Here is a 16,268-nt window from a genome sequence, read left to right on the forward strand (position 1 = left end):
TCTCGTCGTCTTCGGCGTCGCGATCGCGCTGATCGCCGCCAGTTTCTTCCTGTTCTACAAGACGCGTTTCGGCATGCAGGTTCGCGCCGTCATGCAGAACAAGGAAATCGCCTCCGCCTTCGGCATCAACGCCGATCGCGTCTACATGATCACCTTCGCGCTCGGCGCCGGCCTCGCCGGCGTTGCGGGCTCGTTGTTCGGCGTTCTTGCGATCGTTCTGCCCAACATGGGTCAGAGCTACGTCGTTCAGGCGTTCCTCGTCGTGGTCGTCGGCGGCGGCACCATTCTCGGCAGCGTCGTCGCATCGGGCTTGACCGGCGAACTGCAGTCCCTGTTCGCCTTCGCGACGAGCGACACGTTCGCCCGCTTTCTTTTGTACGTGCTGATCGTCGTCTTTCTCCGCTTCAAGCCCAAGGGTCTGTTCGCGCCTTCGAAGGCCCGGCGATGAGCGGCGTCGTTGCAAAGGCTCGTGTGGAAAAGGCTGGTATGACGAACCTCTATCATTCCAAGACCGCACAATGGGCGGTCTACGCGGTGTTCTTCGTCGCCGTCGGTGTCGTGCCCTTGATCACCAGCGACTCCTTCCTGCTGAACCAGTTTGCTGTCTACGGCGTCTACGCGATGCTCGCCGTGTCGATCAGCCTCGGCTGGGGTTTTGGCGGCATTCTCAACCTCGGTCAGGGCATCGCCTTCGGGCTCGCGGCCTACGGCATGGGCATGACCATGCAGATGCAGTCGCAGGATCCGGTGTCGAGCCCGATCCCGCCGTTCATGCTCAACAACAGCCTCGATCACCTGCCGGCGCTGTGGGTACCGTTCTCGAACACGACCCTGGGCATTATTCTGGCGCTCGCGGTCCCCACTCTGTTCTATGTCATCTTCGGCACCCTCGTCTTCGCGGCACGCGTGTCCGGTCCGTTCATCGCGATCATGACACTGGCCGTCCTCAGCGCGCTCAATACGCTGATCATCGACATGCAGCCCTATACCAACGGGGTGAACGGCCTGACGCCGCCGTCGCCGCTGAAACTGTTCGGCGCGGACATCGACCCCTATGGCGCGACCAGCTACTGGATCGTGTTCGGATTGTTGGTGCTGACGACCTGCGGCGCCAAGCTCCTCACGCAGAGCAAGTTCGGTCTCGTCACTCAAGCGTTGCGTGGCGATCCCGAGCGCGTACGCTTCCTCGGCTACAACGTCGCGGTCTACGAGACGGTGATCTATGCGATCTCGGGCTTCATCGCCGCCGTCGCCGGCTGCTGCTTCGTGATGCTGGTGCAATATGTTTCGCCAGCCCAGCTCGACACCAACTTTTCGATCGGCATGGTCATCTGGGTCGGCATTGGCGGGCGCTTCTCGCTGATCGGATCGATCATCGGCGCGCTGATGATCCAGGGCGGCCAGAGTTACCTCGGCGACCAGTTCCTCAATTCCTGGCTCCTGGTGCTCGGCGGCTTCTTCATCCTGGTCGTCCGTTTTCTGCCAAAGGGCCTGGCCGGACTTCTCGAAACCGTTCTCGGCATGGTGGGCACCCGCCGCAGGTCATCGCCGCTGCCGCAGGCAGCCGGTGCTGCCGACATGCCAAGCCAGTAAGGGCGCGACCATGGGCGTTCTCGAGATCCACCACCTCAGCAAAAATTTTGGCGGCACGCAGGTCATCAATGACTTCAGCCTCAAGATCACCGAGCTCACGCTCTGCTGCCTCGTCGGCCCCAACGGTGCCGGTAAGACGACGACGATGGACCTGATCAGCGGCCGGCAGAAACCGTCGAGCGGGCAGATCGTGTTTCGCAACGACGACATCACCGGGCTTGGCGAGCACGAGATCGCGCGCCGCGGCATCGGGCGCAAGTTTCAGGTGCCGGCGGTTTTCCGCGACCTCAGCGTGCGGCACAACCTCGAAGTCGCCTTCAGCCGCGAGACCAATCCGTTTCGCAACATGATGCATCGCAAGCCGAAAGGCCTGCGCGAAAAGCTCGACGAGGTCCTGCAACTGACCGGCCTCGGCAGCCGGCTCGAGACCGAGGCCGGCGTGCTTTCGCACGGCGAGACGCAATGGCTCGAGATCGGCATGGTGCTGATGCAGAACCCGTCGATCCTGCTGCTCGACGAGCCCGTCGCCGGCATGACCGAAAGCGAGATCGAGAACACCATCAAGATCTTCAATCGCTTGAAGAAAACCAACACGTTGATCGTCGTCGAACACGACATGGCCTTCGTCCGTGAAATCGCGGATGTGGTAACCGTCATGCATATGGGAAGCCTGTTGGCGCAGGGTACGATCGGCGAGGTCGAAGCCGATCCCCGCGTGCGCGACGTCTATCTCGGCGATCCGGAGGACTGATGATGCTGCTCAGCCTGGACCAGGTCAGCTCGTATTACGGCAAGACGCCGATCCTGAAGGATCTGTCGTTCGAGCTCAAACAAGGCGACTGCCTTTGCGTGCTCGGGCGCAACGGCGTGGGCAAGACGACGCTGCTACGTACGATCATGGGTCTGACCGATCGCATGGACGGCGCGATTCACGTCGCCGACGCTGATATCAGCAAGGCCCCGACGCACAAGCGCGCGACGCAGGGCCTTGGCTATATCCCGCAGGGGCGCCAGATCCTGCCGGCCTTTACGGTGCGCGAAAACATCTTGCTCGGGACATTCGCGCGCAACGACGGGCTGCAGGATGTTCCCGAACTCTGCCTCACGCTGTTCCCTTATCTCAGAGCGAATCTCGACAAGCGCGCCGGTCTTCTGTCCGGCGGACAGCAGCAGCAGTTGGCGATCGCCCGCGCGCTCGCCTCGGATCCGCGCATCCTTTTGCTCGACGAGCCGACCGAAGGCATCCAGCCAAACATCGTGCATGAGATCGGCCAGACCCTGCGCCGTCTCAACAAGGAATTCGGCATCACGATGATCCTCACCGAGCAGCACATCAAGGTGGCGCGCAAGCTCGGTGATGCCTTCCTGATGATGGAGAACGGCCGCATCGTCGCGCGCGGCCCGATCGCCGAGATGACCGACGAACTCGTCACCCGACACATGACGATCTAACCCAGAGGAGCCTGCATCGATGGAAGCCATACCTAAAAAGGGAACGCCGGAGCGCCAGCGTCTGATCGACGAGCACAAGGCCTGCATCGACTCGATGAAGGGCGTTGCCGGCTTCTCCGTTTTGAAATGCGGCGAGCCTGGCGACACGACCGTCGTCACCGGCGGCGTCCATGCCGATCCCGTCCTGAAGCGGATTCTCCTGCGCATGCGCGGCGAAAGTCCCAAGGGCAAGCTCGTCGTCATCTGCACCAAGATCGAGAAGGAGTGGCGCATCGGCCGGCTCTCCGGCATCCGCGGCGTGCCGCCGGAATTCATCGACGACAAGATCTACGACGACGAGCAGGAAATCCAACACGCGATCTTCCTGATCCGCCTCGACGAACTGCCCGAGACCTATGGCTTCCCGGAGGACTTCAACGAAGGCTGGAAGCGCAAGGACGACAACTGGCCGGTCACCTGATCAGGCCGGCATCAACCCACTATCATATGCGTTCGCGGAGCAAGACATGACATCCATGAGGCTGACCGGTTACGCTGACAAGTTCAGCGTGCATCCCGGCGATCCGATAAAATTCTACGTCAACTGCAATGGCCCGGCCGAGTACAAGGTCGAGATCGTGCACCTGATCAACGGCGATACCAATCCCCGTGGACCCGGCTACCTCGACAAGCCGGTCGCCGCGGACGTCAACAAGACGTATAAGGGTCGCAAACAGATCATCCACGGCGGTTCCTACGGTTATGTGCCGGACGCCAAGGCCTTCCACGTCGAAAGCTTCACGCTGCAGTGCTGGATCTGGCCGACCGCGCCGAAGACGCATCCGCGCTACTGGAAGCACGGCGCACAGGGCCTCGTCACCAAGTGGTCGAAGGATTGCGGCTACGGCCTCTTCGTCAACGAGGACGGCTGCCTCGAGTTGCGCATCAACGAGCATCGCATCACTACCGGCGTGCCGCTGCGCGATCACGCCTGGCATTTCTGCGCCGCGACCTTCGATGCCGCCACCGGTGATGTCGTCCTCTATCACGAGCCGCAGGTCGTCTATGCGCTCGATCCCGTCATCGAGCCCGTCCGGCAGATCCTGAAGCTGGCGATCAGCCATGCGCCTGTTCCCGTCGGCATCGCCTGCTACGTCGAATCCCTTGCGCCGGACGATGCACTCGCCGCCTCGTCGAAGCCGGCCGGCGTCGTCTTCGCCGGCAAGTACAATGGCAAGATCGACAGCCCGCGAATCTGCAAGGTCGCCCTGTCGCGCCAGGACATCGAGACGATGAAGCTCGGCGCTCAGCCCGGCCTTACCGAGCGCCGCAACAGCGGCCCGTCCGGTCGTCTGTCGGAAGTCATCGTCGCGGCGTGGAATTTCGGCAAGGGCATCGACACGATTGTCGCCAGCGATGAGGGGCCCTACCGCTTCGACGCGCAGCTGGTGAACTGCCCGAACCGCGCTATGACCGGCTATAATTGGGGCGGCACCAACTTCGACTGGAAACATGCGCCGCATGAATATGGTGCCATCAGCTTCCACGACGACGACGTCGACGATGCCCGCTGGAGCGCGGACTTCGAATGGTCAGTGCCAGAAACCGGCGTGAAAAGCCGCTTCTATGCCGCCAAGCTCACGACGTCGGAAGGCGACGAGGAGTTCATCCCGTTCTGGGTGGTTCCCCGCGTCGGGCAGGAGACGGCGAAGATCGCGGTCATGGTGCCGACGATCAGCTACATGGCCTATGCCAACGAGCATGTGGCCTGCAACGCCGGCGGCGCCGAGCTGTTCGTCTATCGCGTGCCGATCATGCAGCAGCAGAACATGTATCTCGCGGAACATCGCGAATACGGCGGCTCGATCTACGACACGCATACGGACGGCACCGGCATTTCGATTTCGTCACGTCTGCGTCCGATCCTCTCCATCCGTCCGAAGTACGACCACTTCCTGGCGCAGGCGCCGTGGCAGTACCCAGCCGACCTCCACCTGATCTGCTGGCTGGAGACGATGGGCTACGACTACGACGTCTTCACCGACGAAGACATCACCTATGATGGTTTGGCGCGCATCGAGAATTATAACGTCATCATCACCGGGTCGCATCCCGAACATAACAGCGGCCCGCAGCTCGATGCGCTGCACAACTACACGCAGCGTGGCGGACGCCTGATGTATATGGGCGCCGATGCCTGGTACTGGGTGCATTCCTACCACCCGGCCTATGAGAGCACGGGCCGTGGCGTCGTCACCGAAATGCGGCGCTGCGAATCCGGCATCCGCACCTGGCGCGCCGATCCCGGTGAATATTATCACCAGGGCACCGGCGAACTCGGCGGCATGTGGCGCTTCCGGGGACGCTACCTGCACTCGGTGGCGGGCACCGGCATGTCGTCGGAGGGCTTCGACGTCTCGTCCTACTTCTCGCGGACGCCGGACAGTCTCGATCCTCGTGTGGCCTGGGCGTTCGACGGCATCGGCTACGACGAAAAACTCGGCAATTTCGGTCTCGTCGGTGGTGGCGCTGCCGGTCTCGAACTCGACATCGTCGATACGATGCTGGGCTCGCCGCCGCACACCCTCGCCGTCGCGACGTCGGCGGGACGTCACACCGAAGCCTATCTGCTCGTCATGGAAGACTTCGGCTTCAACCAGCAGGGCCTCGATGGCACCACGCATCCGCGCGTTCGCGCCGACATTGCCTTCCACGAGACGCCGAACGGGGGTGGCTGCTTTGCCTTCTCGTCGATCGCCTTCTGCGGCTCGTTGCCCTGGAACAACTGCGACAACAACATTTCGAAGCTCGTGAAAAATGTGCTCGATCGTTTTGCGGCAGACGGTCCTCTGCCCGCGCCGCCTGCCGACGCCATCAAGCATCGTGGCCGCGCGGACTACGATCCCACGCCGCCGGAACACCGCAGCCGCAAGGCCCGCGGCGAATTCCTGTCGGGCTGAGGGATCGGACCCGTGCTGCACTCTTCCTTGGAGACGGGAGACGTCGCCCCCCAGCGGCCTTCCGTCTCCACGGACCGGACGATCCCGCAAGGGACCGTCCGGCTCCTTCCTCCGGCCGCGTTCCGGTCCCGCATCTTCCAGGCGGAGGAAGATGCGGCGATCTGGACGCGCGCCTGGGTCTGCGCCGGCTTCGCTGCGGAGATTCCGAACGCCGGGGATGTGCTGCCGTTCACCATCGGCACTCACGGCATTCACATCGAACGCCTCGCGGACGGATCCCTTGTCGGCCGGTTCAACAAGGCGCAGCACGGCGGCTGCCGCGCGGTCCCGCTGCAGTGCCAGACGGGCGCCAAGACGAAATGCTCGTTTACCGCCTGCGGCTACAGCCGGGACCGCCGTCCGATCGCGGCGGATGACGTCAACCGCGAGGCGAGCCTCGACCAATATCTCGGCCTGAGGCCGGAGCGATTGCTGACGGTCCCCGTCAAGACCTGGGGCCCCCTGCTTCTGGTTCAGCTCGATCCGGAGGCCAAGACCGGTTTCGATTGGCCTTCGCCAGAGGTGGTGCTGAAAAATGCGTCCTTTGCAGAAAACGGCGCGATGGCAACGCGCTGGTTGGAACACGACGCCAATTGGAAGCATCTCGCGACATGCCTTGCCGATGGCGTGGTCGAAACCATGGGCGGAAGCCACGCCGTACGCGAAGGCGGCTCGGTTCTGCTCTATCCCAACGTCGTCATTCTTGCGGATCACACCGTTACGGCGGTAGTCATTCTTCAACCGACGGCCCTGGGGCGCACGCTGAGCCGCATCCGCTTGTTCGCTCGCGAGGCCTCGGCGCTGTGCGACGCGTCGGCGTGCGAGGCGATCCTTGCGACAATCGCAACGCGGGCCGCCGCAGCCGAAGCGCGGCAGCGCGACGCCATCGACGAGACGGCAGGCGATCCGATGCGCGCCTGGTTCGAGGCCAAAGTGTCGGCGGCCACCGACGCCTTGCATGACGAGGTTCAGACGGCCACGCTTTATCAGACACAAGACAAGGGAGGTTGGTGATGCCACGCGCTGTCCAGACGGCCACGGAAGATCGGTTGCGGGAGGCGGTGGCGGCCTTCGGGCGCGCCGACTACGACACGGCGCTTCCCATCTTTGAGCACGCCGCGGAATCCGGCAATCCTGATGCCCAGGCCTGGCTCGGCTCCTTCTATGCCAACGGCACCGGGGTCGTGCCCTCGCTGGCGACGGCTTTCGCCTGGTACAGCAAGGCGGCCGAGCAAGGCCACGTACAGGCTGCGACCAACGTCGGCGCCATGCTCTCGATGGGGCAGGGCGTGCCGCAGGACCGCACGGCCGGCGTCGCCTGGCTGCAGAAAGCAGCGGATGCCGGCGATGCGATGGCGCGTTACAATCTTGCGACGCTGTATGCCAAGGGCGGCGAGATCCCGCAGGACAATGCGCGCGCCGCAGAGCTCTACCGGCTTGCCGCGGAAACCGGACACTTCCCGTCTCAGGCGCGCCTCGGCCACCTCTACGCCAACGGCATCGGCGTCGCGAAGGACCGTGTCTCCGCCTTTGCCTGGCTGTCGCTTGCGGCCGGTCATGGCGTCGGCACGGCACTCAATGCGCTGGAGGGCCTGATCGCGCAAATGTCGGCGGAAGAGAAAGGCGCCGGTCAGGCGATGGCGCAGCGCTGGCGTGGTCGGTCCGGGCCAGGGCATGCCACGATCAACCCCGTGCCGGCCTGAGCCAATGGCTTACAGCGTCCAGCAAATCAAATTCGAACTGATCAGCTACGTCAAGGAGTTCGGCGCCGATTTCACGGAGTGGTCGATCGGCCTCGCCGCTGACGCGCCGAAGGCGCTGTTCGAAATCAACAAGGTCGATGACGTCAACGACATGTGGCTGTGGAAGCCCGCCGTCACCAATGCCGCCGCCGTGATGATCTGCAACTGGATGACGGATCGGCAGAAGGCCCGCGCCGTTGCCGGCGACACCGACGGCGGGTCCTGCGTGTTCATGTTCAAGCGTCATCCCGCGGATCAGCCATCGGTAGCGTGAGAATGGCGAGGGATTGTCATTCCGTAAGCATCGCGGCTTTGCCGACCTGTGACAGCAGGCGGCAAGGGAAGCTTGAGAGCAACGCAGCTGCTTTCGAGCCTCGCGCGCGCCCAAGCCTGCATGACGGTGGATCGCCCGCCAAGGCTATCTGAGATCCGATCGATACCGGCTCGGGGATCACATAGGGGCGCGCGCGTCGACGCGGGCCGGATCTCCCGAAGGCGCGCACCGGCAGGCAGGCGAAGACGAAGGGCGAGCACACCGTCGGGCACTCATACTCGGCGTCGGCCGCCGGACGCTAAGTCTCGCCGAGGCGATCGAGTTCGTCTGTTGTGAGGCGGCGTTCACGGGGAGCCTCGCGCTATTGCGCGAATCCAGCCATGTGTCGGTCCCGCGCGGCAAAAGCCCCGTTTTTCCTGCGAAGCCATACATGCTAGCGGTGGTGGCAAGACGGCGATTTGTCGGGTACGGGCACCGCTTCAAGCCCAGATCACTCTGTGCGATCATGCCGACGAGAAATTTTCGGGGTCCCTGTCCGAATGATAAAGTGCTTTATGCTGAGGCACGTAGATGATTCCTGGTCGGCTATCTCATGACGAACATTTCGCAGAAATCGGGGCTCCTGGACGAGCGGGACTCGCCCACCATTGCGACCACGACACAGAACCGTCTTCGTGCCGACATCGTGGATTTGACCCTGAAACCGGGGCAGACCCTGCGGTTCGATTGGCTCCGCGAAAAATATCAGGTGAGTCTAAGCCCGTTACGCGAAGCGCTCATGCGCCTCATCGCGGAGGGTCTTGTTCTTCTGGAGGACCACCGGGGGTTTCGGGTGGCGCCGGTTTCGACGGAGCATCTGCTCGACCTGACCATGGTACGCAGCGAAATGGAGGCTCTGGCGATCAGCCTTTCGATCGAGAAGGGCGACGAGCACTGGGAATCCTTCGTGCTCGCGTCTTTGAACACGCTCTCGAAATATCCCGGGAAAAACGGTCGCGAATTATTCGATCCCGAATACGAGAAGCGGCATCGGACGTTTCATTATTCTCTTTACGCGGCCTGCGGGTCGCCGATCTTGCTCGCGACGCTGGCCCAGTTCAACAACCAGTGGGCGCGGTACAGACTGCTGTCCGGACGGTATATGAGCCGCGGACGCAATATCGCACGCGAGCACGAGGATCTGAAGAAGGCCGTCCTGGCGCGTAACGCCGAGACGGCCACCCGCTTAATCCAGCGGCACATTTCCGCTTCTGCCGACTCGATTCTCACATCGTCGGAACCGATCTTCGACAATTCGACAGAGATCTGGCCGTAGATCGATCGCTGCGTCGCGCCCAGTCCGGGATGGACCCGGACGAGACGCAAGGTTGCTGATGGCTGACATCGGTCGCGACGGTCGTCGGCTGACAAACGATCCGTCGGGAGTTCTTCGATTTTATGATCGGCGGCGTGGGCTCTTGTCACGCCGCCTTCCATCATGATCGTCGGTTAGAACCCGAGCTTCGGCAGGCCGAGCGTTTCGGGGAAGAAGACAGAGATTGCGGCACCGACGAACAGGACGTGCGTATTGTTCGGGGAGGGCACAGCGACGTTCACCTGGTCGGGATTGACGATGTAGTCGAGGAAGGGCTTGAACGTCACGCCCGGCGCCAACGCCAGACCGTAGTTCACTTCCACGGTCGTCTCGGCGCCATGGGATGTCGCGCCGAACCCACGTTTCTGCAGGGCGCTGTTGACGAAGTTCGTGTAGTCGGAATTGAGAAGGATGTACCCGACCGAGACGTTGAACTTGTCGTTCGGGCGCTCTGCAAACGGGCCTCTCCAGACGAAGCCGCCGTAAAAAGCGTCGTCGATGATCGGGTTGCCCGTCGTGATCAGGTTGGCGTCGACGAAGAGCGTGATCCCGCGCTCCGACGTCATATCGGGGCGATAGACCACTTTCTGGGCCTGCATCCACATCTCGCTCTTGCCATGATCGACCTTCGCGGTGCCGCCGAAGAGTCCGCGATTGCGATTGCTGCTGTTCTGCAGCGGGTCGCTGTAGTCGCCCGTGTCATAGAGCGCGCCGATATCGATCGTGGTTGGATAGGGATCGTTTTTGTAGGATGTCCGATAGCCGAACTGCGCCGGGATGGTCACGCCCCGCGCACGGTCGAAGCCCCAATCGGGGCCGGGCCAATTGTAGTGCCCTGTCGTGGCGAGCGACGGCTCGTCTTCATAGGCGGCGATATTGAAGAAGAAGTTTTTAGGGAGCTGGGTCTGCGTGACGAGCCCCCACGACGACGTCAGATAGCTCGGGTAGCCCCTGACCCCGTTGAAGGCGGACGGTGCGGCGCAGAGCGAGAACACGAACTCGCAATAGAGATCGGTGGTGTCGAACTCCGTTCCCGTCGGGACGCGGCCGACGCGGACGTCGAACCTGTGGTCGAAAAACGATTGCTCGTAGGAGAGTTCGTTGAGCCGCGACGCCGCGGGGCCACTGAAAACCTTGTTGTTGGCGTAGTTGCTTCCGGAGTAGGGCAGGAAAGGAAGACCGTTCAGGTCGTTGGCCAGGAAATGGACCGAACCGCCCTGAATGCCCGCGATGCGATTCATGTCGAGGTCGAAGCCGAGCGTGGTGAAGCCCTCATAGAGCGAGCCGCGTTTCAATCCGCCGCTGACGTTCGAGAACTCCTCGTTGAAGGTTCGTCCGGTAACATAGATGCCGTAGTCGGCAAGGCTCTTGCCGATCTTTTCGCCTACAGGCCGCAGATTGAAAAAATAGCCTTGGCCTGTCCCGGCATTCGGCAAGGGCAGCGCCGGAGTCGGTGATTGTGTGAGGGGCGACGCCGTCGTCCCGACGTCGGTCCGCTGTTGTGCGAAAGCGCTTGTGTTGGTCAATGTCGCGGTCGCCATCAAAGCAGCTGCAACGCCGACTCCGCCGATTGTGGTCCAAAGTTTTTGCATACGTCCCCCATCCGGGTTCATACTGCTTGCCAGTATGTCCCGCGTGCCCAGTCATTCGTGGAAATCCGCAGCCGCACCGTGCGGCCGCATGTGTCGGCGAGCCCTCACCCCCGTGAGGTGACTCGACATCGCGGCTGTTGCCAACCAAGATGCTCCGACATCAAACTGAAGTCGATTTTCGAATATTACACACTATATTCGAAAATCAAGCGGGCTTTGCATAAATCGCTGAAGCTGGCACGGAAATTGCACATCATGTGATGTCGCTGCAGGGCTCGTTCGCCGGGATCGCATGACCGACAACTTAGTCGTCGAGCCCAAGCAGTCCCGCGAACAGAGCCGCCACCTTGGCGCGGCCGAGCTTCCGCGTGATGAAGACAAGCCGCGTCGCGCGGTCGGCGTCGGGCCAGGCGTTTAGCTCTTCGGGCAATGACGCCAGGTGGCGGACGTAATTCACCACCACGGGACCGGCCGTCCCCGCGACGTCGACAAATCCCTTGACCCGAAGAATGTCTTCGCCGCGTGAGGCGACCAGCGCATCCATCGCGCGCGTGAAGAGCGCCCAGTCGAAGGGTTGTTCGAAGCGCAATACGAAACTTTGGTAGTCCGCCTCGTGCCCATGATGGGAATCGCGGTCGGCCTTCTGCAACGGAAGCACCGGCTGTTGCAGGAACAAGGCCGGGTCGGTACGCGCCGCCTCCGATTCAATCACTGGTGCCTGCGGATTGATCGCAGCGAGGCGCGATGTGAGTACGGCTGCATCCTCCGCACCCAAAATATCGGATTTGGTCAGGATCAAACTATCAGCCTGCACGACTTGTTCGATCCAGACCGCATCGGCGGCTTCGGCACGGGAGGCCAGCACGCCGTCGATGACGGTGACGAGACCACCCAGCGTGTAGTGGTCGGCGAGCGTCCGGTCGGCATGGAAGATCTGCAGGATGGGGCCGGGATCGGCGAGGCCCGACGTCTCGACGATCACGCGTGCGAAGGGCGGGATGGCGCCGGTTTCGCGCTCCGCATAGAGATTGCGCAAGATCCGTTGCAGATCGTGGCGCGCTGCACAGCACATGCAGCCGTTGCCGATCAGCAGCACCTCTTCGGTCGAGGTGCGAATCAACACGTCGTCGATGCCGATCTCGCCGAACTCGTTGACGATCACGACGGAGTTGGCGGCATACGGATGTTTCAGCGCAGCGCGGATCAGCGTGGTCTTGCCGGCGCCGAGAAAGCCCGTCACGACAGTGACCGGCACTTTGCCGGCACCCGGCCGCGGCAGGCGGCGCCCAAAACGACCGCCACCGAAGAGTTGGGCCGGGTGCGCGATCAACGATGCGGCCTCAAAAATCCATTTCTAAGATGTAGACGCCACCGGCGTGCCGGTCGACCGCGTAGACGATGCCGCGCTCGTCGATGTGGACGTCGTTGATCTGGATCGAGCCCGTCGGCGCGCCCGTCGGGGCCGGCGGGATGAAGTGCGCGATTTCCTTCGGCTGATAGGGATTGGAAATGTCGTAGGCGCGTAGACCCGCGTTGAAGAAGGTTCCGACGATCACCTGATCAGAAAACCAGGAAGTCTTGACCGGCGTGTTCTCGTGCAGGTTATGCGCTCCCATGCGGCCGCCGCGCTTTGCGAACTTGGCATAGTCCGGCGGCGGGAACGTGGCGATCGGCACCGGATTGGTCTCGTCGCGCGCATCGAGCACCCAGACGAGCTTCGGATAATCGGCGCCGTCATCGAGCACGGACTCATCGGTGACGATCAGCAGACCGCGATCGAACAGCGGCAGCGCGGTGTGGGTGAAGCCCGCATAAGGCGGTGAGTTGTCCCAGCGCGAGATGACCTTGGGGTTACTTTTGTCGGCGATGTCCATGATGAACATGCCGGCGTCGAGATAGCCGAGGTAGCAGCGGTCCGGGCGTTGCGGATAGACATTGGTGTTGTGAGCCCGGAAGCCGGAGTCCGAGCCGGCCGGATGGCGTTTTGGTTGTGGCGCGGTGTCGCCCACGCGCGTGCCCGGCAGCCACCAGCGGCCGGCTTCCACGGGCTTCGCCGGGTTGCGCACGTCGATGATCCGATAGCACTGGTCGTCCAGCACGTTGTGCGGCACGAAATCCGGCGCGCCCGACGCCATGTGGACGAATTCGCCGTCGCAGAACCAAAGCTGGTGCACGCCGCGCGACGCCGCGCCGTCGGTGCTCATGAAGGCGATCGACTTCGGGCTCTCCGGCACCGAGATGTCCCAGAGTTCAAGGCCGGTGCCCGTCATCCCGGGCTTCTGCGCCTGATAGGCGACGGCCATCACGTCGCCGGTCACCTCCAGCGAGTTGGAGCGCAGGTAGGAGTGCGGCAGAGCCGTCTGGACCACAACCTTCGGGTTCTTCGGGTCGGTGACGTCGAGGCCGGTGAAATTCTTGGGGGCGCTCTCATGGGCCAGCCACAGGATGCGGCGGCCGTCCTTTGCGATCTGCACGGACACGCCTTCGCCGACGCCGCCGAAGCCGCCGAGTTGATGATTGGCCAGCAGCTTGAAATTGAGGGTCGATCCCTGGTCGCCGGGAAGTACGGATATGGTCATCGGACGCTTGTTTCCTTGGAGTCCAGGTTGGCGCGCCTTGCCATGACGAAGCCGGGCGCCCCGTCATGGTCTGCTTGGTCCGGGTTTTGGATATGAGGAGGGCGACCAACGCAAGACGTGCCTATTTTCGAATATCCTATTCGACTTTCGAAAATGTGCCAAGTATGGTCGATCGGCGGGTTTGAAGGCTGGTCGCGTTCCTGACCTCCGCGGCGGTAAATCGGTGGCAGCGGTGAAGACGGCTGCTCGGCCTCATCCTGCTGCAAAATGCCGGTTTGAAGCACACCGATGGACGGCGCCGGGTCTCGTCGGGTCGAGGGGAGAAGAAGCCGCCAGCTGCCGCTCATCCGAAGTGTGGTAGCGAACGTTTCGCGCGCCACTCGGACTGGTCTATCCCTGCCCTAACCATGTTCACTCATCATGGAAATTCCAAGCGCATGACTTCAAAAGCTTTCACGATCTCCGCTCACGGTGCCCAGATGCCGGCGATCGGCTTCGGCACCATGGACTTTCCCTCGCGCGGTGCCGAACTGGTCGCCCATGCCATCCAGTCGGGATACCGCCTGATCGACACGGCGCGCAAATACGGCACGGAAGAGCAGGTGGGCGAAGGCATTCGTGCCAGCGGGATCGCCCGCGAAGACTTGTGGATCACCACGAAGGTGACCGAGCTTAACGCACGCGAGCTTGATTTCTTGATCTCGGCCGAAACCAGCCTGAAGGCGATGGGTGTCGGCTATGTCGACCTGCTGCTGGTGCATTGGCCGCAACCCGGGGTGCCGTTCGCCGAGACGCTGGGCGCGCTCGCCAGGGCCAAGCGCGGCGGCATCGCCAGGCATATAGGCGTGTCGAACTTTACGATCGCCATGCTGGAGCAGGCGGTCAAGGTGTGCCCTGAGCCGCTGCTCACCAATCAGGTCGAGTATCATGCCTATCTCCCACAAACGGCCATGCTGGCGGCCCTGAAGCGGCATGGCATGATCCTCACCGCCTATTGCCCAGTCGCGCGCGGCCAACTGTTGGACGATCCGGTCATCACCGAAATCGCGAAAATTCGCGGCAAGACCACGGCCCAGGTCGCGCTGCGTTGGCTGGTGCAGCAGCCGTTGGTTGCCGCCGTGCCGCGCGCGCTGAGCGAGGCGCATATCGATCAGAATCTCGACATTTTCGACTTTGCGCTCGACGAGGCGGAGATGGCGCTGATCGCGACGCTGCGCGCCAAGCAGTTGCGCCTCGTCAACCCGCCGGAGCGCGCGCCGGCATGGGATCTCGAAACGCTCTGAGCCGACGTCAGCCGGACGCGCCGGCGCTTTTCATCATCCGATCGCGGGGGATCTTGCGTTCGTGGTCCATCCACCGTTCCGGAGTCTCACCGAATGCAAAGCCTGCCGCGCCTGTCGACAAAATTCGCCCTGATCTCGTTCCTGCTGGTCTGCCTGACCTACGTCGTCAACGCGATGGATCGCAGCGTTTTTCCGGTGCTCCTGCCGGCCGTCGCGAAGGAATATAGTTTCCCGCTTGCGACCGGCGGATTGTTGGCGACTCTGTTCACGCTCGGGCTCGGCATCGCCGGTATTCCCGGCGGCTTCCTGTTCGATCGGCTGTCGCGCCGGGCCGTCGCGGCCCTGGGTATCGTGATTTATTCGGTCTGCACCATCCTGACCTGCGTCTCGATCGGCTTCTACGACATGGCCGCCTATCGCGTCGTGTCGGGCGTCGGCGAGGCGCTGCAAAACGTTGCGATTTTCACCATTGCCGGCACGTATTTCCTGAGCAACCGCACGCTGGCACTCGGCGTGCTCAACGTGGCCTATGGCGCGGGGTCCTTCATCGGGCCGCGCTGGGGCAGCGCGCTGATGATCGAATCCGGCAATTGGCATGTCCCGATGTATGTCTTCGGGGTGGTGGGGCTGATCGGCGCCGCCATCGTGATGCTCTTGGTGTCGCGGCGGTTCTCCGAACAGACCGGGGTGGTGGCCCTGCGCGATAGCGTCGAGGAAAGCCATATCCCGGCGCGCCTTCTCAACTGTAACACCGTTCTGCTGGCGCTGGTCTCCGTTGGTGCCGGCCTCGCCAATTTTGGTTACGTCGGGCTCTATCCGACATTTCTGCGTACCGCGCTGCATTTCTCGGCGCAGGACGCGGCCGCCGCGGCCAGCATGTATGGCGTCGGCGCGCTGATGGGGATCCCCGTCGGCTACCTCGCCGACCGCATCAATCAGAAGGCGTTGCATCTGTTCGCGCTGGTTATGCTGGGCACCGTCGCCTACGCGATCTTCAATCTCGCGACCAGTTTCGCGGCGCAGGAGTGGTTGGCGTTCGGCGAGGGCATGGCGGCAAGCGCCATCCTCTACGTCAACGGCTACTCTTTGATGCAACGGTCGGTGCGCGCCAGCATGGTCGGCCGGGCCTCCGGCCTCTACATTTGCTGCTACTATACCGCGGCAGCCGTCTCCGGCTATTGTTTCGCCTCGCTGAAAGTCGTCTTCGACAATTGGGGAACGGCCGCGCTGGTGTTGATGTCCGGGCAATTGGTCATCGCGTTCATCTTGATGTCGTTCTTCGACACGACGCGGATCGCCAACCGTCCGAAAGCGGCGGCAGCGCCCCTGGCCAAAGGTGACGCCGAAGCAGTTTGAAGAGGCAGCCGGATGCTCTGATGCCAAAGCACGTCACGAGTGCTTCGGCGTGTCGGGTGAGGGTG

At 62.7% G+C, this 16,268-nt stretch carries 14 protein-coding genes and 1 pseudogene; 12 read left to right on the forward strand and 3 right to left on the reverse strand.

The features are described 5' to 3' along the window. From GSQ79_RS02590 to GSQ79_RS02635, 10 genes and pseudogenes are all read left to right on the forward strand, one after another. Positions 1 to 448: pseudogene (locus tag GSQ79_RS02590) on the forward strand (branched-chain amino acid ABC transporter permease); the annotation flags it as partial. 38 nt (positions 449 to 486) lie between these two features. Further along, on the forward strand, positions 487 to 1,593 hold the full coding sequence (gene urtC / locus GSQ79_RS02595; RefSeq protein WP_158807181.1) for an urea ABC transporter permease subunit UrtC: 1,107 nt from the start codon (positions 487 to 489) through the stop codon (positions 1,591 to 1,593). 10 nt (positions 1,594 to 1,603) lie between these two features. Beyond that, positions 1,604 to 2,344, forward strand: a complete 741-nt coding sequence (urtD, locus tag GSQ79_RS02600) for an urea ABC transporter ATP-binding protein UrtD (RefSeq protein ID WP_158807182.1) — start codon at positions 1,604 to 1,606, stop codon at positions 2,342 to 2,344. A gap of 2 nt (positions 2,345 to 2,346) precedes the next feature. Further along, on the forward strand, positions 2,347 to 3,045 hold the full coding sequence (gene urtE / locus GSQ79_RS02605) for an urea ABC transporter ATP-binding subunit UrtE (protein WP_158807225.1): 699 nt from the start codon (positions 2,347 to 2,349) through the stop codon (positions 3,043 to 3,045). A gap of 19 nt (positions 3,046 to 3,064) precedes the next feature. Then, positions 3,065 to 3,505, forward strand: a complete 441-nt coding sequence (locus tag GSQ79_RS02610; protein WP_158807183.1) for a N,N-dimethylformamidase, small subunit — start codon at positions 3,065 to 3,067, stop codon at positions 3,503 to 3,505. A gap of 46 nt (positions 3,506 to 3,551) precedes the next feature. After that, positions 3,552 to 5,984, forward strand: coding sequence for a N,N-dimethylformamidase beta subunit family domain-containing protein (locus tag GSQ79_RS02615; RefSeq protein ID WP_158807184.1), 2,433 nt, complete (start codon positions 3,552 to 3,554; stop codon positions 5,982 to 5,984). Positions 5,985 to 5,996: 12 nt separating this feature from the next. Beyond that, complete coding sequence (locus GSQ79_RS02620; protein ID WP_158807185.1) at positions 5,997 to 7,037, forward strand: hypothetical protein; 1,041 nt, start codon at positions 5,997 to 5,999, stop codon at positions 7,035 to 7,037. Next, complete coding sequence (locus GSQ79_RS02625) at positions 7,037 to 7,726, forward strand: tetratricopeptide repeat protein (protein WP_158807186.1); 690 nt, start codon at positions 7,037 to 7,039, stop codon at positions 7,724 to 7,726. The genes GSQ79_RS02620 and GSQ79_RS02625 overlap by 1 nt, the downstream gene beginning before the upstream one ends. Positions 7,727 to 7,730: 4 nt before the next feature. Next, a complete protein-coding gene (locus tag GSQ79_RS02630) occupies positions 7,731 to 8,039 on the forward strand; it encodes a hypothetical protein (RefSeq protein WP_158807187.1) in 309 nt (102 codons plus the stop codon). Positions 8,040 to 8,631: 592 nt separating this feature from the next. Further along, positions 8,632 to 9,354, forward strand: coding sequence for a GntR family transcriptional regulator (locus tag GSQ79_RS02635; protein WP_158807188.1), 723 nt, complete (start codon positions 8,632 to 8,634; stop codon positions 9,352 to 9,354). A gap of 173 nt (positions 9,355 to 9,527) precedes the next feature. Here GSQ79_RS02635 and GSQ79_RS02640 read toward each other — a convergent pair whose 3' ends face one another. The 3 genes from GSQ79_RS02640 to GSQ79_RS02650 form a co-directional block, all read right to left on the reverse strand. After that, entirely contained in the window at positions 9,528 to 10,985 is a 1,458-nt protein-coding gene (locus tag GSQ79_RS02640) for a carbohydrate porin (RefSeq protein ID WP_210252994.1), read from the reverse strand. A 304-nt stretch (positions 10,986 to 11,289) separates the two neighbouring features. Next, positions 11,290 to 12,315, reverse strand: a complete 1,026-nt coding sequence (locus GSQ79_RS02645; RefSeq protein ID WP_158807190.1) for a GTP-binding protein — start codon at positions 12,313 to 12,315, stop codon at positions 11,290 to 11,292. A 10-nt stretch (positions 12,316 to 12,325) separates the two neighbouring features. Beyond that, a complete protein-coding gene (locus GSQ79_RS02650) occupies positions 12,326 to 13,564 on the reverse strand; it encodes an LVIVD repeat-containing protein (RefSeq protein ID WP_158807191.1) in 1,239 nt (412 codons plus the stop codon). Positions 13,565 to 14,001: 437 nt separating this feature from the next. Here GSQ79_RS02650 and GSQ79_RS02655 point away from each other — a divergent pair, with 437 nt between their 5' ends. Further along, the gene (locus GSQ79_RS02655; protein WP_158807192.1) at positions 14,002 to 14,847 is read left to right on the forward strand and encodes an aldo/keto reductase; all 846 of its coding nucleotides are present in this window, start codon (positions 14,002 to 14,004) and stop codon (positions 14,845 to 14,847) included. A 93-nt stretch (positions 14,848 to 14,940) separates the two neighbouring features. Beyond that, positions 14,941 to 16,203 carry an MFS transporter gene (locus tag GSQ79_RS02660; protein ID WP_158807193.1) on the forward strand — a complete coding sequence of 421 codons (1,263 nt, stop codon included), beginning with the start codon at positions 14,941 to 14,943 and terminating at the stop codon, positions 16,201 to 16,203. Positions 16,204 to 16,268: the final 65 nt, after the last annotated feature.

Origin of the sequence: Beijerinckia sp. L45 (genome assembly GCF_009765775.1) — a bacterium.
Classification (GTDB): Bacteria; Pseudomonadota; Alphaproteobacteria; order Rhizobiales; family Beijerinckiaceae; genus RH-AL1.